Source organism: Pradoshia sp. TA40_28, assembly GCF_059694525.1.
Genome location: NZ_JCATZO010000009.1, coordinates 136,404 through 159,515 on the forward strand (window position 1 = coordinate 136,404; position 23,112 = coordinate 159,515).

Here is a 23,112-nt window from a genome sequence, read left to right on the forward strand (position 1 = left end):
CTTAAGCAAAGGTATATATCACTAACAACTTTACAATAAAAATAGTGGAGGTTGAATCATGCAAAAAAAACTGAGGTATATATGTATGGCATGCCTTATTTTTGTAGTTTCAGCTTGTGAAGGCGGAGAAGAATCGAAGAATGAAAAGGATAAAAAAAATAATAATACTGAAGAAGTAAGTATGGAGAATAAAGAAACAAAGAATAGCGTGGCGGCCAAGGAAGAAGAAACGAAAAAGGGGACATCTCAACCCAGTCTAGATCAAAATCGCTTGACATCTGATAAAATGGCTTCAAAAAAAATTCTCTATGAAAATTTAAAAATGAATGATATTCAAAAAATTGACAACGTAAACATTAAGTTAGAAGGTATACAGTTTACGGAAATAACGCCATCTGAGGAAACGAAACCAAAGTTTGAACATATCAGTAAAACTAATATTGTGGCACTAATAATAAAGTTGAAGCTCGAGAATAATTCTGAGCAATCATTAAATTTAAAATCAGTAGGCTCATTTCTACGAGCAAACGACAATCAACTATCTTATATGTCTCAAACCAGTCTGGAGCCAGATCAACAAAAAAAGGAAATTGCAGCAGGAGCATCAGGAGAAAAGCTGCTTGTATTTTTAATGGATAAGAAATTGTATAGTTTAACTAAAAAATTAAAACTAGAATTTGGACCGTTCCGGGATAGCAAAGGGAAGGAACTATTTAAAGGTAAAAAAACAGAGTTTGTTATCCCTGTACCGGAATAAGCGCCATGGCACTAGAACTAAAAGAACCGCCATCCTGATGTGAGTAGAATGACGGTTCTTGTTTTTTTTCTATTTTAAGTCATAAAAACTTATTTTTTAATCAGTCAAATCGAGAGTCACTGAGAATGCGGCCTAATTCTTCCATATGGCCTGTTTCATCTGTGATTAAATCTTCAAGTTTGACAACTAATTCAGTTAAACCTAATTCTTCTGCTTGTTTCTTACGGGTTTCGTAGCGGTCGATTGTATCTTTTTCCGCTTGATAAGCAGATTCAAGCATAACTTTCACATCAGTAGTTTGTATAACTTCAGCTGGTGTGACAGTTGGAGTTCCACCTAATGTACTGATTTTTTCTGCAAGGTATAATGCATGACCCTGTTCATCAGATATTTCACCTTCAAAGAAAGGTTTTAAAGTTTGTCTGTACAAACCGGATACTAAAGCTGCGTAGTTTGAATACATGATAGATGCAGCATATTCATTTGCTAAATCTTCATTAAGACCATCAATTAACTCTTTTAATTTTGCGTCCATTCCAAAATCCACTCCTTCTACTTTTCTATAATTCAAAGATACCCTACTTCTATGTAAATTAAGCATCTTTTTCGTGGCAAAATTTTGAAATATTTTTTCAAGGTCCTATTTTTAACATATAAATAAGCTTGATCCAGGTAAAGGATCAAGCTTTATATACATCGTAAGTTATACTAATTTTGAAAAATGAAGACGTTTATTTAGAGCGTAGATAATTGGTGCACCGATCGCCATGACAACAAATTCTCCAATAGCTGTAGTGGCCCAGGTAATCCAGAATGGAAATTTGAGGGCGATATTTAACTCCATAGCAATGAGGAACATCATAAAAGTAAACACGAACGTATTTATAAACATTCTTGCCCATATGTTATGAATAAATTTGCATATCAGAATTGTGATGGTTAATGACAGGATGGAATGTCCTACACCAAAAACCAAATCATATGCTAGTAATTGCGAGTATAAGAGGTTGGATAAAAATACGCCTATTACAATCCCATATATATATTTTTTATTAAATACGATCAGGTGGTTGAACATTTCAGGTATTCGAAATTGAATGTTCGAAAATGCAATCGGCTGTACAATCATGGTCATAGCAATATAAAGTGCCGCTAAAACACCATTAACAGTAAGTGTTCTAATATTCATTTTGGAAATCTCTCCCTTAGTTTTTTATCGTGGGATGGTTACGAACCACGTTCGGTATACCCGAAGATACCAAATAATCATAAGCAAAATAAGGTAAACAGTCAACCGTGGATTCAACTGTTAGTATACAACTAAGGATAATTTTATATTTAAATTAGTTGAGCCATTTCAGTGAAGTTCCATACTACAAATTGATGTGTGCGAGTAATTTAGAAAAGAAAAAATGACACCGAGAATTTTTTCTCAGTGTCATTTATACAAGTATCTTCTGTTAATGACTTGGAGTTAATTTTTTTGTGTTTAGAGACTTCTTATCCTCTTTTTTAAAGATTGTTTTGCGAATCCAAGGTAGTACGTAATAGTCTCCGCCAAATCGGCCAGCATTTGCACCTGCTACCAAAATAATCAATCCAAGTAGAATATATAGTGGATTAGTAGATACAGTTCCGCCGAACACAAACATAAAGTTCATTAATAATCCACAGAAAGCTGCAGTAGTTGTTAAAACTCCCAGCAATAATCCGAGTCCGACTAGAAATTCACCCCATGGAATTAAGACGTTGATTAAGCCAACATTTGGGATGGCGAATTTTTCAATAAAAGCACCATAGATTGGATAGAGTGCCCCTCCATCTGGGCCTGTTACAGGATTGGCAACAATATTTCCAAGGAATCCAGAAGCATCAAAAGCTCCGCCTTTAATTTTTTCGAAACCATGAATCATCCATTCGTAGCCAAGGTATAATCTAATGAGTAATAATAGTCCGGAAGCATATTTATTAGTACGTAACCAATTCATCATTTTGAATCACTCCTATATGGGTTTAACTGGCTCTAATCCGCGGTTGTTAGTGCCAATAACTTTCTATACCTTATTTATATACTATCCATCACTACTTGTGGCAGATTATCCCTGTGTTTCATTTTTTGTACAAAAACATGTGAACCTTTTGAGTAAATACTGAAAACAACTTTACAAACGTCGCATTGTTCGTTCCTTCACAAACTTTCGGACTAATGGTTATTTAGAACGAAAAGTTGGGGAGAATTGAATTAATCATATCGTTTAAGTTTTTAATGAACTTTATGTAAATATCTCTTTTATTAATTTTACATATAAGAGTAAAATATATTTAAAATAAAAGGTTAGAAAAAGTACTTTTAAGGAAAAAGAGTAAGATGAGTGTTCGAAGGAGGAATGGATATGAGCTTACAATCAGTTATTATTGAAGCTTTACATGTTAAACCAGAAATTGACCCGAAAGAAGAAATCACAAACAGAGTAGGGTTTTTAAAAGATTACTTAAAGAAGAGCGGTGCAAAAGGTTTTGTACTCGGTATTAGCGGCGGGCAGGATTCTACATTGGCGGGACGTCTTGCTCAAATGGCTGTGGAAGAGTTGCGTGAGGAAGGATTTTCAGCCAAATTTGTTGCTGTTAGACTTCCATATGGAGTACAACATGATGAAGATGATGCCCAACGTGCCCTGCAGTTTATTAAACCAGATGAAAGTCTGACTTTTAATGTAAAATCTACGGTCGATGTGATTACCGAACAATATAAAGAAGCAACAGATGAGGTATTAACTGATTTTAACAAAGGGAATGTGAAGGCACGACTTCGAATGATTGCTCAATATGCAATTGGTGGTCAAACTGGACTTCTTGTGATCGGAACCGATCATGCAGCAGAGGCAGTTACAGGATTTTATACAAAATATGGGGATGGCGGAGCTGATATTCTTCCATTATCCGGACTATCTAAACGTCAGGGAAGAGAATTACTTAAAGAATTAGGGGCAGAGGAAAGACTTTATATGAAAGTGCCAACTGCTGATTTACTTGACAATAAACCGCAGCAAGCAGATGAAACAGAGCTTGGTATATCTTATGATACGATTGATGATTACTTGGAAGGTCGCAAAGTAGACCCTGAAGCTGCTCTGAAAATTGAAAAGCAATATTTAAAAACTGAGCACAAACGACAAATGCCAGCAAGTATACACGATAATTGGTGGAAATAAACATCAGAAAAGGAAGCCTATGATTTTTTAAGTCATGGGCTATTTTTTATGAATAAAATGAACTATGCCATCTGTTAAAATATACTGATATAATAAAAAGAAAAGATACAAACATACAATGGTTTTAGTTAATTAATAGTGGGTATAGGAAATAATCTAGTACTATATTTATTTCAATTATGACAATTGTTCCAGTCTCCTTTCACAATGTATTGAAGATGAAACTAAAAAGAAATCATTTTGCAATCAATTTTTATTACACTATATAAGTTATATAGTATTATAGTATCCAATTTATATAAATGAACCAGGGAGGGGTCGTATGATGAATAATGAAAATAACTTGATTGAAAAGTCCTTATATAAGACCTTAATAAACAATAATGCGGCGAACCCGTTGCTTATAGTAAGTGAAGAATTACTCGCAGAACAACAAAAAGAACTACCTGAGTTATCCATATTAAGATTTGCTCAGGGAGAGATTTATTTCCACCATAAAGATTACGAGGCTTCTATTTTTAAATGGGAAAAGGTTAGCGATGATCTGGAACCTTGGGCTAAAAAGAATATGGCGGATGCTTATTTTGAATTAGCCATGTATGCTAATGCGGAAGAGCTTTATAAATCGATCGAGACAGAATCGATTATATTGAATACTGAGGTTGGATTACAGTTGTTTGCTCTTTATATAAAATTAAATAAAACAGAAATGGCTGATAAAACGATTAAAAAGGTCGTTAAATTAAATCCTGATGATTCTCAAGTGACAGAAATTGCGCGTTCATTCTTTGAGAGTCAGAATGACTGGGATAGTGCAGTTGAACTTGCGGTCAACGAATCTATTCGTACAGAGTCATTAATTTGGTATGATATCCTGCAGTCCTATATTGATCAAGGTGTAACGAAAAATATGGAACCTGGCTATTTTTATCAAGTTTTACACCAGCTTTATTCTATTGACAGCACCCAATTCGAACAGCTAGCCGTATCTCTTTGGAATAGCTATAAGGGTGAGCCTGCCTATATGTCCTGGGTTCAGGGATTTAATGATTTACTTCAAGATCTGGAATTCATCCATACCGTGCAATGGTCCAATTTATCCTGTTTATTTAAAGAGGGATATTTCGAATTAATTAATGGAGCCAAACCAATAAAATCTTTAAAAGGCTTAGTACCAAGCCTTTTACGCAATTGGCTTCGTCTTGCAGATAGGCACCATGCTCTACTGGCTTCTTCTGCAGTACTGGCATGGAACGATAATTTCCCGGCTACCATTGGACAAACGGATGTTGATATAGCTGAAAGAGTCTTAATGAAAGCTGAAAATAATCGGAACGGCCTGGAAGATAGCGTTCGTCTATTTGAAGAAATTGATGAATGGGCCAATCAAAATAACCTCGCTGTCAGTGAAAGGGACAAATGGATTATTGATGAACTATTAGATGTTGATGTACAACATATTATGATTGCTGGAACAAGCGGAAGCGGAAAATCAGCTTTAATCCATTCTATATTAGGGGAAGAGTTATTTGACGAACCCACATCCTCGGCTATCATGTTTAAAAATGCAGAAGAAGAAGGCATAGTGGAAGTTACCAATTCCTCGATTAATCGACTTACACTAGAGGACTTGGAAGAAAAAGTATCAAATCGAAGCTTGATGAGTTCTGATGTAAGTATCATTGAATACCAGATGCAGAATAAATTTTTATCTGATAACCATATTGCAATCATTGATACTCCAGGATTTAGTATTGCGAATAATAAAATGCATGAAATACGCCGCTATTTAAATATGGCAGACAGTCTTTTGCTTGTATTGGATGTAAATGATCCATTTACAAATAAAGAACGTGAAATTGTTATGATGATTCATGAACAAGTACCTGATATGCCAATACATTTCTTATTAAATAAAATGGATCTTGTTCATAATGATCAGGAAGCGATTCGTATAGTAGATGAAGCTTGGTCAAGAATTAGTCCTTATTTGCCGAATGCAAAAATATTTGCACATTCCGCTCATTATGTAGGTAACAGGCAGCTTTCTGATCTTGCTGAGTTTATACAAATGAATCTGAAAAGTAAGTATACGGAAAATGCGCGTACAGCTAAGCTGCTTCACTTTGTTCGAGAAACTATTTCTAACTTGTTGGATCAACGACTGGAGAGAGAAGAAAGCTTGGTAGAATCTATTCATTGGAATGAGGACCTTTTAGCTAAACTAAATGGTGCCAAGAATCAGATGGACGATTTGGAAAAAGAAAAAGCTGTATTGTTACGTAAGTCGTTTAAACAAAGGAAAGAAGCCATTCGTCTTGATGTGGAGGCAGCCGTACCGAAAATATTGCGTGCCAGCAAAGATTTACTTACAGAGGACAGTGATTTCCGTAAAATTCATGTGGAATTAAATGAAAGTATGAATTTACGAGTTCAGGAATATATAGAAACAACTATTTTGCCTAAGTATTTTTACTCTCTAAAGGATTGGATCACTGAGGCTGAAATAGAATTGAAGGAAAGCCAGGGGTATCTAACCGAAATGGCCGAGAGCTTTAATGCCATTTATCGTGAAGACCGAATGAAATTCGAATGTGATTTCAGAGTATTAGATGATTGGCGCAGAGATGCAAACAGAATGACAAGTGGAATACAAATGGAAACCATTAATATTCTACTTCGTCATACACCACAACAATTATTATTGAAAGGTGCCGGAATGTTGTTTGGATCGATTGCGAATAAAAGCGTTCTGTACAATAAGTATACAACTCTTATTGAAACACAGGATTACACAGAGGTTGCTGAATTGATTGCAGATAAATTCTTACTGCAATTTGATATGTTTGAAAAATCGATTACTCGAGATGTTTCGATGTTCTTTGCAGATTCAAAAGAAGTGATGAATGGAGCAATCGCTGATACGAATGAGCAAATTGTAGAGCACAACGGAGTGCTTGAGAAAATGCGTTCTCAACCTGAACTATATCGTGATCCATTAAAGCTGTACGAATTGCGATTACGTCAGTACGAATGGATCTTGATTGGACAGAAAGAAGTTCAGCCTATCTTAAGATAAAAAAATCAGGTGACTCATACGGCTGGTTAAACAGCCTTGAGTCACCTTTTTTTTTGTTTACATTTATGAACATTAAGTGGTTCGCAGTTTATAAAACTTGATGAAATTTTGTACAATAACCTTCACAACAGAATAAGTAGGTATAGCAATGAGGATGCCGATAAATCCATATAGGGAACCTGCTACAAGAAGTAATAATATAACCGTTAATGGATGAATATCCAGGCGCCTGCCCATAACTTGTGGTGTAACGAGATGCCCTTCAAGCTGCTGAACGATCGCCAATAATATTAGTACTTTTAAGGCGGTAAATGGGCTGATTAATAAAGCTGAAATCAGCGCAGGGATGGTCCCGAGAAATGGCCCAAGGAAAGGCACTACAGTCAGTAAGGTTGCGAAAATAGCCAGGATTAATGCGTTGTCAAGCCCAATGATAAGATAGCCAATATACATCAGGAAGCCATCGACAACGGCAATGATAAATTGACCAACAATATAGGTGGATAAGGTTTTATCCACATCCATTAAGATACGGTTTCCTTCTGCTTCTACGTTCGAAGGAATATGTTTTAATAGGAAGGGTTTAAGTTTATCTCCATCCTTGAGAAAGTAAAATACAATAAAAGGAACAATTAAGAGCACAGTGATAATGCTGGTGATTGTTGAAAAAATAGTGACAGCATGATCGGATAATAGCTTTGGAAAAGAGTCTGAGTATTCTTTTGCATATTGAAGAATCTTATCCGCTGATAGGAAGTTTGATGTATTCTCATTTAACATATTCTTGGATTCTGATGTGATTTTTTCTAGTTTGTCAGGGATTTTATGAATGAGTTCCTCACTCTGAGAAACAATCTTCGGCCCAAGAAAATGAACGGCACTATAACCTATTCCGCCGATTACTGCATAGAGGAGAAGAATGCTAAGTGTAATAGGCATATATTTACTGAAAAAATGAACGATAGGTCTCAATATATAATAAAGAAGCCCGGCTATCAGGATAGGAAAAAAGATGGTTATAATCAGCTTTTGAAAAGGCCACATAAAGTAATCAATTTTCCCTAATAGATAGATAATAATCAATATCAGAATGGCAGCAGTGGCGTATTTATAAAAAGGTTTATTAATCCACATAAAAATCCTCCGAATCTATAACTAGGTTTGCTAGAACTATACCCATAAACACAGAGAATATACTCTCAAGCAAGAGAATTAGCTGGCAAGCAACTAATAAAAGTGATAACAGCGACTATACCAAGTCTGGAATACTAGTCGCTGTTTACTATGCAGATATATGTAATGAATGGAAAAATAGATGTGAGGAGTAAGAAAAGATTACACTTCTTCAATCAGGACCCCTACTTTAGTAAAAGCTTGGTCTACACTACTTTCTGTTTGAATATCTGAAAAATCAATTCCAAGCTGTATGCTTGTTTGAGCGACCTCCGCACGAATTCCTGTCAGGATTACCTGTACACCGATCAGTTTAAGTGCTTTTATCATTTGAAAAAGGCGCTGGGCTACCATGGTATCAACAATATATACTCCAGATAAATCAATGATTAATGTTGAAATCTGAGTGTCCGCACTCTGCTGAAGGGTACTTTCATTAATAGCCTTAGCTCTGGCTGAATCAATATCTCCTACAATAGGCAATAACCCAACATTTTTAGTTAATTTAATAACCGGAGAACTTAATTCATTAATAAGATTTGATTGAGAGAGAATTTGATCTAGTAGTATGTTGATATAATTTTCTGTGTAACTTTGAGTAAGTTGATCAATGGTTGAGTTAAACTTTTCTTCCCAGTAAAAAATATCTTCAAAGCTAATTTCTAGACTGGTATTTTGGATAAAGCGTTTAACATAATCCCAAATTACTTTTCTTAATAAACCGGCGGCATTGATAGAAGTGCTTAAAGGAGTACGTGATTCCAGCCGTACATGTGCAATCGAGAGCGTGCGTTCTTTTACTATAAAATTCCGTTCTTCTTCTGATTGAAATAGGCTGTCTGTTACTAAAAGTAAGTACTCTTTAAATTGCTTCTTTAAAGCATTGACTTTATGGATAGGCGCTTTAAGAGAATAATCAGCTTTAGTGGATTTTGGTAATCGCGCATACCAGTCTTCAATTATTTTATCCGAATGAGTAATCAAATAATCATATAAAGCTTTTGATTTAGTTTCCATACTGACCTCTTTTCTTTTCCGTTCTATATTCAATATTTTGCTTGGTAAAAAAGAAAAACACAATTAATTATTTCTGAATTTTTAAAGAAAAATGTGGATTATTTTTAATAATTAGATATCGTTTCCTTTTAACGTTAAAAAATACAAAATATTCAAAATTAAATTGCGTAATCCCAAGACCAACCTTATAATGTAATTCATAGACTTTTCGGAATATTTCAAATAAAAAGGGGGATTCATTTTGAAAAAGAAATTATTTTTAACGTTAATTATGATGTCTATTATGACAGTCATTGCTGCTTGCGGTACGAGTAAGGAGGAAAGTGCCAGCGGTGAAGGCGATAAAGAGAAAACGTTGAGAGTTGTGACAGATGCGGCTTATTCACCGTTCGAATTTCAAAAAGAAGGTAAAGTGGTCGGCTTTGATGTTGATATCGTTAATGCTATAGCTAAGGAAGCAGGCTTTACTGCAGATATTGAACATGTTGGATGGGATCCATTATTTGTTGAGATTAAGGACAAAATGGCGGCATTTGGAATGTCTGCGATTTCCATTAACGATGAACGAAAGAAAACCTATGATTTCTCAGTTCCTTATTTTTTATCGACTAATAAAATCCTCGTTCCGGAAGGCAGCGATATTAACTCAGCTCAGGATTTGAAGGGGAAGCAAATTGCTGTTCAAGCTGGTACAACGGGTCAATTTGCAGTTGAGAAAGTAATGGGCAAAAACAATAAAGATATAAAAAAATTCGAGACCACCGTACTGGCAATTATGGAAATGAAAAAGGGCGGGGCAGATGCCGTTGTAGCTGATAATGGGGTTGTCGAGGAATATGCCAAAAATAATCCTAAAGATAAGTTTGTTGTAGTAAAAGATCCTAATGCGTTTGACAATGAATACTATGGATTAATGTTTCCAAAGGACAGTAAAGAGAGAGCAGCTGTGGATAAAGCATTAAACGAAATTTTTGAAAATGGAACATACACCGATATTTATAAAAAATGGTTCGGGACTGATCCAGACCTTGAAACGTTAAAAGCTCAGCAATCAAAATAATAAGGCGGAATAAGATTGCGTATCACAGGAATTGCTGTGATACGCAATCTTTGTATAAGGGGGAACAGGTGTGGATTTCAGGTGGGATATTATACAGATTTATGCTCCATTATTAATGAAAGGAACGCTTTATACAATTGGGCTTTCAATAGCTGGAATATTAATTGGATCAATTCTTGGATTACTTATCGGACTTGGAAGGTTGACCAAAAGAAAATGGTTATCTATACCCCTAAATTGTTACATAGCATTTTTTCGTGGTACGCCAATATTTGTTCAACTCCTGTTAGTTCACTTTGGTGTGGTACCAGCCTTGACTGGTGAAACGAATGCTATCCTTGCAACCATTCTTGCCTTATCCTTAAATGCTGCTGCTTATATTGCTGAAATTTTCAGAGGAGGTATTCAATCAATAGATGCTGGGCAAATGGAGGGAGCCAGGTCGCTTGGAATGTCACATGGCCAGGCTATGAGATATGTTATTCTGCCACAGGCGTTTAAACGTATTATTCCGCCCCTGGGGAACGAGTTTATTGTATTGATTAAGGAGTCCTCTATAGCAGCAGTTATTGCAGCGCCGGAACTAACGTATTGGGGTAGAGCCATGGCGACTGAATATTACCGAGTGTGGGAGCCTTATTTAACATCTGCCGTTATCTATCTCATCCTAACGCTTTCTTTAAGTATGCTATTAAATAGATTGGAAAGAAGGCTGGAGACAAAATGATTGATGTGAAAAATTTGAAAAAAAGCTTTGGAGATCATGAGGTATTAAAAGACATATCGTTAAACATTAAACCACAGGAAGTTGTAGTTGTGATAGGTCCATCGGGTTCAGGCAAATCTACCTTTCTTCGTTGTTTAAATTTGTTGGAAGAAATAACGGATGGGCATGTATTCATCAATGGGGTAGACCTGGCCGATAAAAAAATAGATATTAATAAGATTCGAACAAAAACGGGGATGGTTTTTCAACATTTTAATTTGTTTCCCCATAAAACGGTCTTGGAAAATTTAATGCTGGCTCCTACCAAAGTAAAGAAGATTCCTTTGGAAGAAGCACGTGAACATTGCTTGGGGCTTCTCGGAAAAGTAGGCCTTACAGAAAAAGAAAATGCCTATCCTGATTCCTTATCAGGAGGACAGAAACAGAGGGTTGCGATTGCACGTGCCTTGGCGATGGAGCCGGAAATTATGCTATTTGATGAACCAACCTCAGCGCTTGATCCAGAAATGGTAGGAGAGGTGCTCGAAGTTATGAAGGAGCTAGCGCTTGAAGGGATGACAATGGTGGTTGTTACACACGAAATGGGGTTTGCGCGTGAGGTGGGAGATCGGGTCGTTTTTATGGATGATGGATATATTGTGGAACAAAATGAACCAACCAGTTTATTTGAAAATCCGCAGCATAGCCGAACTAAACTGTTTTTGAGCAAAGTTTTATAATGAAAAAGGGACTGCGGTCAGCAGTCCCTGAATCGTTATACGCCCGTACGTTTACGTTGATTGTTTGGTTTTTTTGTCAGTTGACTTTGCAATTCTTTTGTTTTCTTGACAGGACCGTTTCCAAGACTGCTGGCTTGGGAAGATTGTTTCTTAGTAGCAAGTTTTTGTTTAATCGCTTCTTGAAGACTTACTTTTTTAGACATATTATAATAAACTCCTTAAATGGATTTCCTTTATAATAGCCCCAATAAGCCATAACATCAAGATTAGATCTCATCTAACTTCTTTCCACGGGTCAATTGTTCAAACTCTTTCATGGATTCTGGCGTTTCATCTTTATCGCTTACATGATAAGGATTTTGGCTTTGGTTAAAACCAGGCTGGAGGCTACCAGTGACCACCCCCATTTTAGTACCTTTTGGGTCATTTATGATTGATTCCTGTGTGCCGTCAGGATTCGGTTCAGGGTTAACATGGGCATTATCTCTGTTTCTTGGCAATTGAATCATTCCCTTTCTTAAGATCTATTTACCTTTAAATTGCCAGGAATCTATATAATCTATACTAGGTGAATGAGTAGAAGAAGTGTTTAAGTCTTTTTACTTAGGCGCTGTTCAGTGAATAGTATGTCTAATGAATGGTATAGAATAGTGAAGTATGGTGAATGAAAGGCGACCTTCAATTATAGGTTGCCTGTTCGGTTATGGATGCAGTTCAGTATGTTTTTTTTATTCTTTATCGTTATAATATTTATAAAGAAGACAATGGTTGAGTTGGAGAGGTAGATGCATGGGAATAACGGATAGCTTTGTATGGCAATTATTGATACTTATCAATTTTATATTTGCTTTAACGATAACTTTTTTAGAAAGACGTAATGTCAGCGCTTCTTGGGCTTGGTTAATGGTTTTGAGCTTTATTCCAATTGGAGGCTTTATTCTGTATATCGTACTTGGACAGAATTTAAGCAAAAGAAAAATATTTACATGGGATAAGCGTGGCTATGATTATCTGGAGCAGAGGATCGCTGAACAAAAGGAACACTTAAAGAATATGGATGAACCATTTAATACTTCTATCACACAGAGGTATAAGGATTTAATTTTAATGAATATGAAAACGGACCACTCCGTATACACCAATGATAATGAAATTGAAATTTTTACGGATGGGAAAGATAAATTCAACGCTTTATTTAAGGATATTGCTAATGCCAAAAAACATATTCATGTACTATACTATATTATTCAAAATGATACTTATGGAAACAGGCTTCTAGATGCTTTGATTGAAAAGGCTAAAGAAGGTGTAGAGATACGGCTGATTTATGACGATGCGGGTTCCAGAAGAATTTCTAAAAAGCGAATAAAAAAATTAGTAGAAGCGGGCGGAAACGCCAAAGCGTTCTTTCCTGGGAAATTACCGCTTGTAAATCTCAGAATTAACTTTCGGAACCATCGAAAGCTTGTCATCATTGACCGGAAAATTGGATATCTAGGTGGATTCAATGTCGGTGAAGAATACTTAGGCCTTAACCCGAAGTTCGGTTATTGGAGAGATACCCATTTAAGGATTATCGGAGATGCTGTGAATGATTTACAGTCGCGTTTTATGCTCGATTGGGCTCAAGCTTCAGGAGATAAGATGGAATGGACGGAAGAATATTTTAAGTACAGCAAGCAACATAACGAAAAAGGAGTTGGGCTTCAAATTGTTACATCTGGGCCTGATTCTGAAAGGGAACAAATTAAAAAGAGTTATATTCGTATGATATTAGATGCAAAAGAATATATTTATTTGCAGACACCATATTTTATACCAGATGACAGTGTACTGGATGCCATCAGGATTGCCTCGATGTCAGGGGTGGATGTTCGTGTGATGATTCCCAATAAACCTGATCATTTATTTGTGTATTGGGCAACTTATTCATATGTTGGAGAATTATTAAAAGCCGGTGCAAAAGTATTTTTATACGAAAATGGATTCCTCCATGCTAAGACATTAGTGATTGATGATCGGTTAGCGACAGTTGGCACAGCGAATATTGATGTACGTAGTTTCCGACTGAATTTTGAAGTGAATGCCATCATTTATCATGCGGAGACAGCGGAACGTTTACGGGATACATTTGCTGCGGATTTAAAGCACTGCCATGAATTAACAGCAGAAATCTATAATAATCGTTCCCTAATTATTCGATTTAAGGAATCATTATCCAGGTTGTTATCCCCTGTTTTATAAATAGAAGTAAATATGTACTATTTTTAAAGACACTAGGACGAGTTAGTGTCTTTTTGTTATGGCATTGCAGTATAATATTGGTATGATCTTTGAATTTTTCTTAATCATAGTCCTTATAAATAGATAATAAATAATAAAGATGACTGGGAACTGGGAAGGGGTACATTAATGACATTTAAGCAAAAAAATTTAGTCGGATTTGGCTCAATATTAGTAATCATTATTGTCTTAATGATCATTATTAACGGAAGATTGAGTAGTTCGAGAGGAGATTTACTTGAGATAGTGGATGATCGCTATCAAAAAGTTAGCTATATTAATGATATTCAAAGAAATTTTGCCGAATCGGAACGTACTCTTAATTTACTGGGGCAGGATTCAAGTACTCCGAGTAAAGAAGAATTGAGCGATGCCACTGAAACGATTGATCAAAATCATGTCTATATAGAAGACCGTTTTAGAAAACTAGAAAGCATTGCGAATACAGAAAAAGGCGAAACCTTATTGGCAGAGTTCCGGGCTTCATATGAGAACTATACAAAGCTGGAAACTCAATTAATGACTGATATGCAAAAAGGGGTCACTAGCTATGAAGTCTTAAGGGCCGAGAAAGACAGAGCAAGTGATAATGTACTTACCGTAATTGCCGATTTCGTTGATTTTCAAGAAAGTCTTATGGATGAAGCATTGGTACGTGCTGACGAAAAGTATGCACAAATGCAGACGATTATTGTCAGTGCTCTCATAATAACAATCGTTTTAACTTTACTTCTGGCCTATTGGGTAATCATAAGCTCTGCACGTGAATTAAACAGAATTACAGATGTTATCACAAATGTAGATTTAAGTGATACCACTACTATGCCGAGAATCGAAGTAAAAGTGGAGGATGAAATTGGTCGAATCGCGTCTGCTTTTAATAGAATGTCAGCTTCATTAGAGACATTTAGCAGAAACGAAAAAGAATATACTCAGGAAATTAAGAATCAAAGCTGGGTACAAACAAAAGTTGCGGAAGTTGCGGAGATGTATCAGGGAATCTTTAAAGTTGGACAGCTTGCAGAGCAATTCATTAATAAAATTACTCCAACCATGGGAGCAGAACTGGGTGCCTTTTATTTAAGAAATGAAAATGAAGATCATCATTTTTATAAGGTAGCCTCTTATGGGGATGGAGGACGTGATAGCTTTAGTCTTGGAGAAGGCGTAATCGGCCAGTCAGTCGCTGATAAAAAGATTGTATTACTTGATGATGTCCCAGAAGATTATAAACTTATTAAAACAGGGCTGGGGGATATTAAACCGAAGTCGATTGTGATTGCTCCAGTTTTATATGAACACAAAGTAATAGCTGTATTGGAATTTGCAAGTATTAAAGGTTTTACTGAACTTGAGCTAAAAACGATTAAACATATGCTCGATAATCTTGGAATGGCTATAAATAGTGTGTTGGGTCGGATGGAAGTGGAAAGGCTGCTAAATGAATCGCAAGCTATGACAGAAGAATTACAGGTTCAGGCAGAAGAATTGCAAACACAATCTGAAGAACTTCAGATGCAATCAGAAGAATTGCGCATGATTAATGAACAATTGGAAGAACGTAATCTGGAAGCTGAGCAAAAATCGAGGGAATTGGAGATTTCTAAAGAAGAACTTGAGGTTAAAAATGAACAGCTCCTTCAAAGTTCAAAATATAAATCTGAGTTTCTTGCGAATATGTCTCATGAGTTGAGAACACCATTGAACAGTATTTTAATCCTATCCGAAATGCTTGCTGATAAAGAGCCGGGTGAATATACAGAGGATGAAAAAGAGTTTGCAAAAGTAATCCATACTTCCGGTAATGATTTAATGGCACTCATTAATGATATTTTAGATTTATCTAAAATTGAGGCTGGTAAGCTAGAAGTCTTCTTTAATGAAACCAATGTGTGTGAGGTTATTGAGAGTCTGGAACGCGTCTTTTCTCCTCAGGCAGAGCAAAAGGGTCTGGAATTGGTTATTGAAAAAGAAGATGATCTGCCATCCATCTTCTATACCGACGAACAAAGAATGCAACAAATTTTGAAAAACTTATTATCCAACGCTGTAAAGTTTACAGAAAAAGGTTCAGTTATAATGAAATTGGAAAAAGTAAAAAATACCCGAGAGAAAGAACTGCTTGATGGTATTACAGATACTGACTTCTGGATGAAAATAGTTGTTACCGATACTGGTCCTGGTATTGCGGATGATAAACAACAAATTATTTTTGAAGCCTTCCAGCAAGCGGATGGAGCAACAGCCCGTAAGTATGGAGGAACTGGATTAGGGTTATCAATTTGCCGTGAATTCTCTAAATTACTTGGCGGATATGTGACCTTAGAAAGTGAAGAGGGAAATGGAAGTACGTTTACTGTGTACTTACCGAATCTACCGGATGGAATGGTTAAGAAAAATAATATAGAGAATGCTGATCTTATTCATATGCCAATCGCAAATGATGTCATGGAGCAAATAGCTGTGCAAAAAGAAGTGGTAGAATCTGAGGAAGAAGAATCAGACATTCTGGATGTCTTCAAGGGGAAAAAAGTTTTAATTACGGATGATGATCATCGTAATATATTCGCTCTTCAAAGAGCCCTTGAAAGTAAAGGTGTTGAAATCACTGTTGCAGAGAATGGAATACAATGTCTTGAAATTATTAAGGAACAAGATGATTTGGACATGATTCTTATGGATATTATGATGCCTGAACTTGATGGATATGATACGATGAGACATATACGTGCAAATCCTGAATTTACATCCATCCCTATCATTGCATTGACTGCTAAAGCAATGAAGGGAGATCGAGAAAAATGTTTGGAAGCTGGTGCAACAGACTATATCAGCAAACCAATTAATTTAGAACAGCTATATTCAGTGATGTCTGTTTGGTTAACGAAGTAGAAAGGAGCTGCTTAGTGTTGGGGTATCCATCATCTATAGAGGAACGCGAGAATTTAGAAATTGACTTATTGCTAGAGGCAATCTACCGGATGACAGGGTACGATTTCCGTGGTTATATGCGTTCTTCAATTTCTCGCCGCATAAAAAATCGACTCAATAAGGATCACCTGACCACTGTTTCTGAACTTCTTGTAAGAGTAATCCATGAAGAAGGGTATGTAAATAATCTTCTGAGTGATTTTTCGATTAATGTGACTGATATGTTTAGAGATCCAGATTTCTTTTATGCTTTTCGTAAGAAGATTATTCCAAGATTGAGGGATCTGCCGGAAATACGCATATGGCATGCGGGATGTTCAACCGGAGAAGAAGTATATTCAATGGCGATTCTCTTGGAAGAAGAAGGATTGGCTGATAAAACAAAAATTTATGCGACTGATATGAACGAAAAAGTCATAGAAAAAGCCCGCCAAGGTGCTTTTCCACTAAAAAGGATGCAATCTTACACGAAGAATTATTTGCAAGCTGGTGGATTAGATGCTTTTTCTAAATATTATAAAACGGATATGCAATATGCCTATTTTCGACCATCCTTATCGAGGAATATTGTTTTTGCCCAACATAATTTAGTCACGGATGGATCATTTAATGAATTCCATGTGATTATTTGCAGAAATGTTATTATTTATTTCACATTGGAGTTGCAGGCGAAAGTATTCCAACTATTTGATGAGAGTTTAAGCCCTGGCGGTTATTTGGGGCTTGGTAACAAAGAATCCCTTAAGATTATGGAATTGGCTGATACGTATATGGAACTAGATATTAATCAGCGGCTTTACCGAAAAAAGTTACATTCATAATAGGGTTTGAAAAAGGATAAAAGGAGACTTCATTCTGAACTGTATCCCAAAGTTGGTGTTATCATTTAACTTTTGGAATCAGCTCAGTCGGGTCTCCTTTTCTTTTTTATCAAATAGCTGAGGATTAGGGGAAATGAATAGACTTTATATGGTCTAGATTAAGGTAATTTGGAATGCCATCTGCTACTAATAATTCAATGATGTTTTGCTCTATATTTGTCAGTAATCCTATTTTTAATGGATTACTGCCTCCATCAAAAACAACAAGCTTGCCAACATCTTTCTTTAATTGGTCTTCTAGTGAACGGAGTAATGGGATATTTGACGGGTTAACAGGAAATTTCTCTTGGCTAAGATTATAAGGTGTAATGGTTTGAGGATATGGAGAAAGCCATTTTAGATGTGAAAGAGATATAAACATTTGCTTATAAATGGGTGAATAAAAAACAAAATAATTATTTAGTACATTTGTAATATATCCGTGAAACGTTAAGTTACCCGTTACATAGATTTCCACAAAAGTGCCTTTTGCATGGGTCAACGTCTTGCGATAGGAGATAGAATCCATATCTTCTATAATGGACGGATTGTTTGGCTGGGTAACATATTTCTCTGGTTCCTTATTATTATTGAGACTGTGAACATGCATGAGAGGAATGTAGATATATTGTTCACCGTTAAATAAGACAATAATATCTGACCCCATATCAGTCAGAATTCCATTAAATAAAGCATTACCCGACAATAAAACCGTCACTTGCTCCCCAATCAACTGCTCAAAAACCTTCAAAATAACTCCTCCTTTAATTAAAAAGCTGAAGGGCCTTGGTCAGGAGCGACAAGCATAAGACAAATACTCGAAGGGAGACGTTCTTCCTCCCGCAGAGTATTTGCTTATGACTCGAGCTCCTAGGCCCTGAAGCTAGATTGCATAAAAAGCTGAGACGACTGTCCAGAAGCGAGGAGCATAAGACAGGGGCTCGCAGGGAGGCGCTCTTCCCTCCCGCAGAGACTATGCTTATGTCCTGAGCTTCTAGCCGTTGAAGCTGGATTGCATAAAAAGCTGAGACGACTGTATTAATGAACGAAGACTATATAAAAATAAATTGCACCCAATAATAGAGTAAAAGCAAAGTTACAATTGTGGTGATAGGAATGACTAGTAAGGAGAAACTTAAATAACTTTTCCAACTGATGAGAATTTTGTTTTGTCTTAAGATATGCATCCAAATCAGGGAAGCGAGAGTTCCAATTGGCAACAGGAGAGAGCCAATGTCACTTCCGATAATACTGGCAAGATAGATTGTTTTTAAGGTGATAGGATCTAAGTGCATTTCGGTTAATGTAATGGTTCCGATCATTAAAGCAGGGTGATTATTAAATAGATTGGATAGAATGGTCACTAAGCCACCCATTATAAAGGTAGCATTTAATAAACCTTCGTTCACAATGGGTTCACATAGCTCAACGAGTAATTCTGTCAATCCGGCATTATACAACCCAAAGATCATAATATACATTGAGAGGGCAAATAAGAAGATATGCCAAGGTGTCTTTTTTAAAATATCCATTGGATTTTTTCTGAGAAAATACCATCTCCATATAAGGAGGAGTAAAGATCCCAATACGGCAATTAATTCAATGGGAATCGAAAAATAGGAGGCGACAAAGAGTGTACAACGTACGATAAAAACGAATAATAAAACTTTTCCCATGAATCGTGTTCGTTGTCTCTTCGTGTTTACTGAAATTCCTGCTTTAAGTGGGTGAAAATTTTTTGTAAAAAACATGGTTTCTATATCATATGTCATAGGGGGGAGTGTTATTGGCAATGTATGTTTAATACAATAGAACATTAAAACGGACATAAAGCCTAATCCAAGTGTGGCGGGAACAAACATCATTGCAGTTTGAGTGTAAAGAGACATATCGACAATACGTAAAGAAATTAAGTTTACTATATTACTGACGCCAATGGGAGTGCTGGCAGCAGTAGCTATAAATGCTCCGCTTATTAGATAAGGAATACATTGATGAGGTTTGAGACGTAAGCTTTTCAACAGTAAAATTAATATAGGAGTTGTAATTAAAATACTTCCATCATTATTGAATAATAATGTCATCAGAAAACATAATAGTTGAATGTACCAATATAAACGGTAACCGGACCCTTTTGCGATTATGCCCAACCTGGCTGCTGCCCAATGAAAGAAACCGAAGCTTTCTAAAATGACTGCCATAACAAGAGTAGAAATAATAGTAATGGAAGCACCGCTTATCTTTTGAAGGATGTCCAAAATATCATCGAAAGAGACATAACCGAATAAAATAATGATTATTGCCCCTATTGTTGCTGGTATTGCCTCATTTATCCCTCTGGGTCTCCATAAAATGATAAACATGGTCATTGCGAATACCAGTATAGTCAATCCAATTTGAAAAGTCATCAACTGCCCTCCTTTATACTGGGTATTCATAGCTTTTCAGTTATTTTATATATTCTTATTCAAACGAAATGCGGTTGGACAGAGCTTTAGTCCAGTCCTTATGGAATATACCGTTGTCCATACAGGATAGTTGTACCTGCAAGATTCTTGCCTATTAAAAGTTAAAAAGACAAAGACACAGATTCTCATATGGAATCTGTGTCTTTGTCTTTTAGAGAACATCTATCTCTATTCTTAACCCCTAACGAGGATGACGCACATATCATCATGTTGATTTGCTTGTTTCTCTTCCGGGAGGATGGTATTTAATGGAGCCATTGCTTCTTGCTCTGTCCATGCATGCTTAGCAATTTCATTTAAATGAGCCAAGGCTATATTTTCATCATCATCAATAGCTTCTGCTACACCATCAGTAAAGAGTAAGGCCTGAAAACTATCTGTATAAGGAACAGTTACTTTGTTTACATGCATTTCATTAAAGAAACCAACAGCAATGTTTCTTTGGCCCATTTCGATTACATCTTTCTCATCTATATAAAGATAGCCCGGTGGGTGACCTGCATTTACATATTCAATTGTTTTTGATTTTGTATCTACTAATAAATAAATACCAGTTAAGTAATAAGACGTTAACTTTGTTTTTTCCTCAAGTAAAATCATGCAGCGATTTAATTCAAGAATTACTTTCTCAGGATCTACTAGGTTGCGTACCGCTTCACGAAGGATAGAGGAGATATACATACATACCAATGAGGCAGGTATGCCATGTCCCATCATATCAAACATAAATATAGCATAGCGGTCCTGATCAATCTGCTGCCAATAGTACATATCACCTGCGAGATTAAACGAAGGCTTATAAGACCTGGTGATTTTTATTTGATCATTTAAAATAGGCTCACTTAACAGGCTTCTCTGTACCTTAGTGGCAAGATCGAGTTCGTAGCTTATTTTTTCATCCTGATTTTTATGCCAATCTTTCTCTTCTTTTAATCGGAGTGCAGCACGAATACGAGCTAAAAGCTCTACCTTGTTAATGGGCTTCATTAGATAATCCGATCCTCCGGCATCCAGTGCTTCAGCCAGTTTACGAGTATCGCCTAATGCGGTCACAAATATAACGGGGATATCTTTATATTCCTCGGTAGCCATAATTCTCTTACAGGCTTCTATACCATCTATTTCAGGCATCATGATATCTAATAAAATTAAGTTATAGGAACTTCTTCCGTGATTGATACTTAAATCTTCTTCTAAAATATGAATCATCTCGTTTGCAGATTTGGCAAGTGCTATTTCTTTATAGCCTGCCTGCTTTAAGATGGTCTCTATTACAAATAAATTTACCTTATTGTCATCAACGACAAGTATTGACATTCTTTCACCCATCTTCTAGAGTACTAAATCTTATATAAATTATGGTATGTCACTTTTACTGAAAATACAAATAGTTGAAACTACGAAAATAGTATTTTAAAAATAATCACTAATTAGATATAGCTTTAATAAATGTCCGTAATAAAATGGATGATTAGCTCATAGCCTGAAAGGAATATGAATTTTAAAAAGGATGGTGCACTATGACAGAACAACATCGACCTGAGAAATCTTATATGAAATCTTTCACACCATTTCACAGTCGATTTGATCCGTGCAGACCAATTGGTAAGAAGTATTATTCCACTCCACCTAATTTGTTTCTTGGATTTCAACCTCCTAACTTGCCGCAATTTTCTCCGAAGGAGGCACTTTTCAAGGGAACCCTATGGCCTGTTTTTTATGACTATTATGAGAACCCATATGAACACAAAAGGGAGGAGCCTTAATGCAACCGCAATTACCTGATGAGTATTATCAATTGTTAGAAGAAATTCAGGCAATCGATTTTGCCTTGGTGGAACTGACTTTATATTTAGACACTCACCCTACAGACTTAGAAACGATGCAGCAATTTAATGAATATTCTCATCAAAGTAGAAAGCTCAAACAGGAATTTGAAAAGAAATTCGGACCGCTTCAACAATTTGGAAACAGTTATACGGACGCCAATTGGGGGTGGGGAACTAATCCGTGGCCTTGGCAAATATAATAAATGAGGTGATATCAGCATGTGGTTCTATGAAAAAAAACTACAATATCCAGTCAGAGTCAGTACCTGTAATCCTACATTAGCCAAATATTTAATTGAACAATATGGAGGAGCAGATGGAGAATTAGCAGCCGCTCTTAGATATTTGAATCAACGATATACCATTCCAGATAAAGTGGTAGGTTTGTTAAATGACATAGGAACGGAAGAGTTTGCCCATTTAGAAATGATCGCCACTATGATTTATAAATTGACGAAAGATGCCACACCAGAACAGATGCGAGAAGCCGGTTTGGCAGATCACTATGTTGATCACGATTCTGCCCTTTTCTATCATAATGCTGCGGGTGTCCCATTTACGGCAGCCTATATTCAAGCAAAAGGAGATCCAATCGCTGATTTATATGAGGATATTGCAGCAGAGGAAAAAGCAAGAGCTACCTACCAATGGATTATTAATATGTCTGATGATCCTGATTTAAATGATGGTTTACGATTTTTAAGAGAAAGGGAAATCGTCCATTCTCAACGGTTCCGTGAAGCTGTACAAATTATTACTGATGATAGAGAGCGGAAGAAAATATTTTAATAAACTATCACATCAAAAAAGGTCCTGTGAAGTTAACACAGGACCTTTTTCTGATTTATAGAATTTAGTGAGCTGGAAGGGAGAATGCCCTCCCTGCGAGCCCCTGACTTATGCCTCCTCGCTTCTGAACGAGTCGTCTCAGCTTTTTATGCAATCCAGCTTCGACTCCTAGTCCCTCGAGACATAAGCAAATACTCTGCGGGAGAAG

22 protein-coding genes and 1 riboswitch are annotated in these 23,112 nt (G+C 36.2%); of the genes, 12 read left to right on the forward strand and 10 right to left on the reverse strand.

Features of this window, described 5'->3' with window-relative positions:
• Positions 1–58 precede the first annotated feature (58 nt).
• The gene (locus AC58NB_RS13305) at positions 59–757 is read left to right on the forward strand and encodes a DUF4352 domain-containing protein (RefSeq protein WP_497427325.1); all 699 of its coding nucleotides are present in this window, start codon (positions 59–61) and stop codon (positions 755–757) included.
• A gap of 100 nt (positions 758–857) precedes the next feature.
• On the opposite strand, the gene AC58NB_RS13310 is transcribed toward AC58NB_RS13305, so the two are convergent.
• The 3 genes from AC58NB_RS13310 to AC58NB_RS13320 all read right to left on the reverse strand — a co-directional run bounded on the left by AC58NB_RS13310 (position 858) and on the right by AC58NB_RS13320 (position 2,748).
• On the reverse strand, positions 858–1,292 hold the full coding sequence (locus AC58NB_RS13310; RefSeq protein ID WP_497427348.1) for a ferritin-like domain-containing protein: 435 nt from the start codon (positions 1,290–1,292) through the stop codon (positions 858–860).
• A 168-nt stretch (positions 1,293–1,460) separates the two neighbouring features.
• Positions 1,461–1,946 (reverse strand): QueT transporter family protein, encoded by a 486-nt coding sequence (locus tag AC58NB_RS13315; protein ID WP_497427326.1) that lies wholly within the window; start codon positions 1,944–1,946, stop codon positions 1,461–1,463.
• Positions 1,947–1,956: 10 nt separating this feature from the next.
• Positions 1,957–2,001, reverse strand: a riboswitch (PreQ1 riboswitch).
• Positions 2,002–2,217: 216 nt separating this feature from the next.
• Positions 2,218–2,748, reverse strand: a complete 531-nt coding sequence (locus AC58NB_RS13320) for a DoxX family membrane protein (protein ID WP_497427327.1) — start codon at positions 2,746–2,748, stop codon at positions 2,218–2,220.
• A 402-nt stretch (positions 2,749–3,150) separates the two neighbouring features.
• On the opposite strand from AC58NB_RS13320, the gene nadE reads away from it, so the two are divergent.
• Positions 3,151–3,969 carry an NAD(+) synthase gene (nadE, locus tag AC58NB_RS13325; RefSeq protein ID WP_497427328.1) on the forward strand — a complete coding sequence of 273 codons (819 nt, stop codon included), beginning with the start codon at positions 3,151–3,153 and terminating at the stop codon, positions 3,967–3,969.
• Positions 3,970–4,291: 322 nt separating this feature from the next.
• Positions 4,292–7,048, forward strand: coding sequence for a dynamin family protein (locus tag AC58NB_RS13330; protein ID WP_497427329.1), 2,757 nt, complete (start codon positions 4,292–4,294; stop codon positions 7,046–7,048).
• Between the two features lie 72 nt (positions 7,049–7,120).
• On the opposite strand, the gene AC58NB_RS13335 is transcribed toward AC58NB_RS13330, so the two are convergent.
• Complete coding sequence (locus AC58NB_RS13335) at positions 7,121–8,182, reverse strand: AI-2E family transporter (RefSeq protein WP_497427330.1); 1,062 nt, start codon at positions 8,180–8,182, stop codon at positions 7,121–7,123.
• 201 nt (positions 8,183–8,383) lie between these two features.
• The gene (locus AC58NB_RS13340; protein WP_497427331.1) at positions 8,384–9,238 is read right to left on the reverse strand and encodes an STAS domain-containing protein; all 855 of its coding nucleotides are present in this window, start codon (positions 9,236–9,238) and stop codon (positions 8,384–8,386) included.
• A 241-nt stretch (positions 9,239–9,479) separates the two neighbouring features.
• On the opposite strand from AC58NB_RS13340, the gene AC58NB_RS13345 reads away from it, so the two are divergent.
• From AC58NB_RS13345 to AC58NB_RS13355, 3 genes are all read left to right on the forward strand, one after another.
• Positions 9,480–10,298 carry a basic amino acid ABC transporter substrate-binding protein gene (locus tag AC58NB_RS13345; RefSeq protein ID WP_497427332.1) on the forward strand — a complete coding sequence of 273 codons (819 nt, stop codon included), beginning with the start codon at positions 9,480–9,482 and terminating at the stop codon, positions 10,296–10,298.
• A 70-nt stretch (positions 10,299–10,368) separates the two neighbouring features.
• The gene (locus tag AC58NB_RS13350) at positions 10,369–11,025 is read left to right on the forward strand and encodes an amino acid ABC transporter permease (protein ID WP_497427333.1); all 657 of its coding nucleotides are present in this window, start codon (positions 10,369–10,371) and stop codon (positions 11,023–11,025) included.
• Positions 11,022–11,744 carry an amino acid ABC transporter ATP-binding protein gene (locus AC58NB_RS13355; RefSeq protein ID WP_497427334.1) on the forward strand — a complete coding sequence of 241 codons (723 nt, stop codon included), beginning with the start codon at positions 11,022–11,024 and terminating at the stop codon, positions 11,742–11,744. Before AC58NB_RS13350 ends, AC58NB_RS13355 begins: the two co-directional genes overlap by 4 nt.
• A 35-nt stretch (positions 11,745–11,779) precedes the next feature.
• On the opposite strand, the gene AC58NB_RS13360 is transcribed toward AC58NB_RS13355, so the two are convergent.
• Together AC58NB_RS13360 and AC58NB_RS13365 are read right to left on the reverse strand one after the other, a co-directional pair.
• Entirely contained in the window at positions 11,780–11,947 is a 168-nt protein-coding gene (locus AC58NB_RS13360; RefSeq protein ID WP_497427335.1) for a hypothetical protein, read from the reverse strand.
• Positions 11,948–12,010: 63 nt separating this feature from the next.
• Entirely contained in the window at positions 12,011–12,244 is a 234-nt protein-coding gene (locus tag AC58NB_RS13365; RefSeq protein WP_497427336.1) for a hypothetical protein, read from the reverse strand.
• 289 nt (positions 12,245–12,533) lie between these two features.
• Here AC58NB_RS13365 and cls point away from each other — a divergent pair, with 289 nt between their 5' ends.
• The 3 genes from cls (at position 12,534) to AC58NB_RS13380 (ending at position 17,779) form a co-directional block, all read left to right on the forward strand.
• Positions 12,534–13,988 (forward strand): cardiolipin synthase, encoded by a 1,455-nt coding sequence (cls, locus tag AC58NB_RS13370; protein ID WP_497427337.1) that lies wholly within the window; start codon positions 12,534–12,536, stop codon positions 13,986–13,988.
• 168 nt (positions 13,989–14,156) lie between these two features.
• Positions 14,157–16,919 (forward strand): response regulator, encoded by a 2,763-nt coding sequence (locus AC58NB_RS13375; protein ID WP_497427338.1) that lies wholly within the window; start codon positions 14,157–14,159, stop codon positions 16,917–16,919.
• 17 nt (positions 16,920–16,936) lie between these two features.
• Positions 16,937–17,779, forward strand: a complete 843-nt coding sequence (locus AC58NB_RS13380) for a CheR family methyltransferase (RefSeq protein ID WP_497427339.1) — start codon at positions 16,937–16,939, stop codon at positions 17,777–17,779.
• 124 nt (positions 17,780–17,903) lie between these two features.
• Here the strand turns inward: AC58NB_RS13380 and AC58NB_RS13385 are convergent, their stop codons facing one another.
• From AC58NB_RS13385 to AC58NB_RS13395, 3 genes are all read right to left on the reverse strand, one after another.
• Entirely contained in the window at positions 17,904–18,569 is a 666-nt protein-coding gene (locus tag AC58NB_RS13385; RefSeq protein WP_497427340.1) for a YwrJ family protein, read from the reverse strand.
• 301 nt (positions 18,570–18,870) lie between these two features.
• Positions 18,871–20,226, reverse strand: a complete 1,356-nt coding sequence (locus AC58NB_RS13390) for an arsenic transporter (RefSeq protein ID WP_497427341.1) — start codon at positions 20,224–20,226, stop codon at positions 18,871–18,873.
• 234 nt (positions 20,227–20,460) lie between these two features.
• Entirely contained in the window at positions 20,461–21,603 is a 1,143-nt protein-coding gene (locus AC58NB_RS13395; RefSeq protein WP_497427342.1) for a SpoIIE family protein phosphatase, read from the reverse strand.
• 203 nt (positions 21,604–21,806) lie between these two features.
• Between AC58NB_RS13395 and AC58NB_RS13400 the strand changes: the two genes are divergently transcribed.
• The 3 genes from AC58NB_RS13400 to AC58NB_RS13410 are packed head-to-tail and all read left to right on the forward strand — an operon-like array spanning position 21,807 to position 22,904.
• On the forward strand, positions 21,807–22,052 hold the full coding sequence (locus AC58NB_RS13400) for a spore coat associated protein CotJA (protein WP_497427343.1): 246 nt from the start codon (positions 21,807–21,809) through the stop codon (positions 22,050–22,052).
• Positions 22,052–22,315 carry a spore coat protein CotJB gene (locus AC58NB_RS13405; protein WP_497427344.1) on the forward strand — a complete coding sequence of 88 codons (264 nt, stop codon included), beginning with the start codon at positions 22,052–22,054 and terminating at the stop codon, positions 22,313–22,315. The genes AC58NB_RS13400 and AC58NB_RS13405 overlap by 1 nt, the downstream gene beginning before the upstream one ends.
• A gap of 19 nt (positions 22,316–22,334) precedes the next feature.
• Entirely contained in the window at positions 22,335–22,904 is a 570-nt protein-coding gene (locus tag AC58NB_RS13410; RefSeq protein ID WP_497427345.1) for a manganese catalase family protein, read from the forward strand.
• The last annotated feature ends 208 nt before the right edge of the window (positions 22,905–23,112 follow it).

Bases quoted from the DNA above. Each gene is read 5' to 3' on its own strand.
- AC58NB_RS13305 (WP_497427325.1), top strand. From the start codon at position 59: ATGCAAAAAAAACTGAGGTATATATGTATGGCATGCCTTATTTTTGTA.
- AC58NB_RS13310 (WP_497427348.1), bottom strand. From the start codon at position 1,292: ATGGACGCAAAATTAAAAGAGTTAATTGATGGTCTTAATGAAGATTTA.
- AC58NB_RS13315 (WP_497427326.1), bottom strand. From the start codon at position 1,946: ATGAATATTAGAACACTTACTGTTAATGGTGTTTTAGCGGCACTTTAT.
- AC58NB_RS13320 (WP_497427327.1), bottom strand. From the start codon at position 2,748: ATGATGAATTGGTTACGTACTAATAAATATGCTTCCGGACTATTATTA.
- nadE (WP_497427328.1), top strand. From the start codon at position 3,151: ATGAGCTTACAATCAGTTATTATTGAAGCTTTACATGTTAAACCAGAA.
- AC58NB_RS13330 (WP_497427329.1), top strand. From the start codon at position 4,292: ATGATGAATAATGAAAATAACTTGATTGAAAAGTCCTTATATAAGACC.
- AC58NB_RS13335 (WP_497427330.1), bottom strand. From the start codon at position 8,182: ATGTGGATTAATAAACCTTTTTATAAATACGCCACTGCTGCCATTCTG.
- AC58NB_RS13340 (WP_497427331.1), bottom strand. From the start codon at position 9,238: ATGGAAACTAAATCAAAAGCTTTATATGATTATTTGATTACTCATTCG.
- AC58NB_RS13355 (WP_497427334.1), top strand. From the start codon at position 11,022: ATGATTGATGTGAAAAATTTGAAAAAAAGCTTTGGAGATCATGAGGTA.
- AC58NB_RS13360 (WP_497427335.1), bottom strand. From the start codon at position 11,947: ATGTCTAAAAAAGTAAGTCTTCAAGAAGCGATTAAACAAAAACTTGCT.
- cls (WP_497427337.1), top strand. From the start codon at position 12,534: ATGGGAATAACGGATAGCTTTGTATGGCAATTATTGATACTTATCAAT.
- AC58NB_RS13375 (WP_497427338.1), top strand. From the start codon at position 14,157: ATGACATTTAAGCAAAAAAATTTAGTCGGATTTGGCTCAATATTAGTA.
- AC58NB_RS13390 (WP_497427341.1), bottom strand. From the start codon at position 20,226: ATGACTTTTCAAATTGGATTGACTATACTGGTATTCGCAATGACCATG.
- AC58NB_RS13395 (WP_497427342.1), bottom strand. From the start codon at position 21,603: ATGTCAATACTTGTCGTTGATGACAATAAGGTAAATTTATTTGTAATA.
- AC58NB_RS13400 (WP_497427343.1), top strand. From the start codon at position 21,807: ATGACAGAACAACATCGACCTGAGAAATCTTATATGAAATCTTTCACA.
- AC58NB_RS13405 (WP_497427344.1), top strand. From the start codon at position 22,052: ATGCAACCGCAATTACCTGATGAGTATTATCAATTGTTAGAAGAAATT.
- AC58NB_RS13410 (WP_497427345.1), top strand. From the start codon at position 22,335: ATGTGGTTCTATGAAAAAAAACTACAATATCCAGTCAGAGTCAGTACC.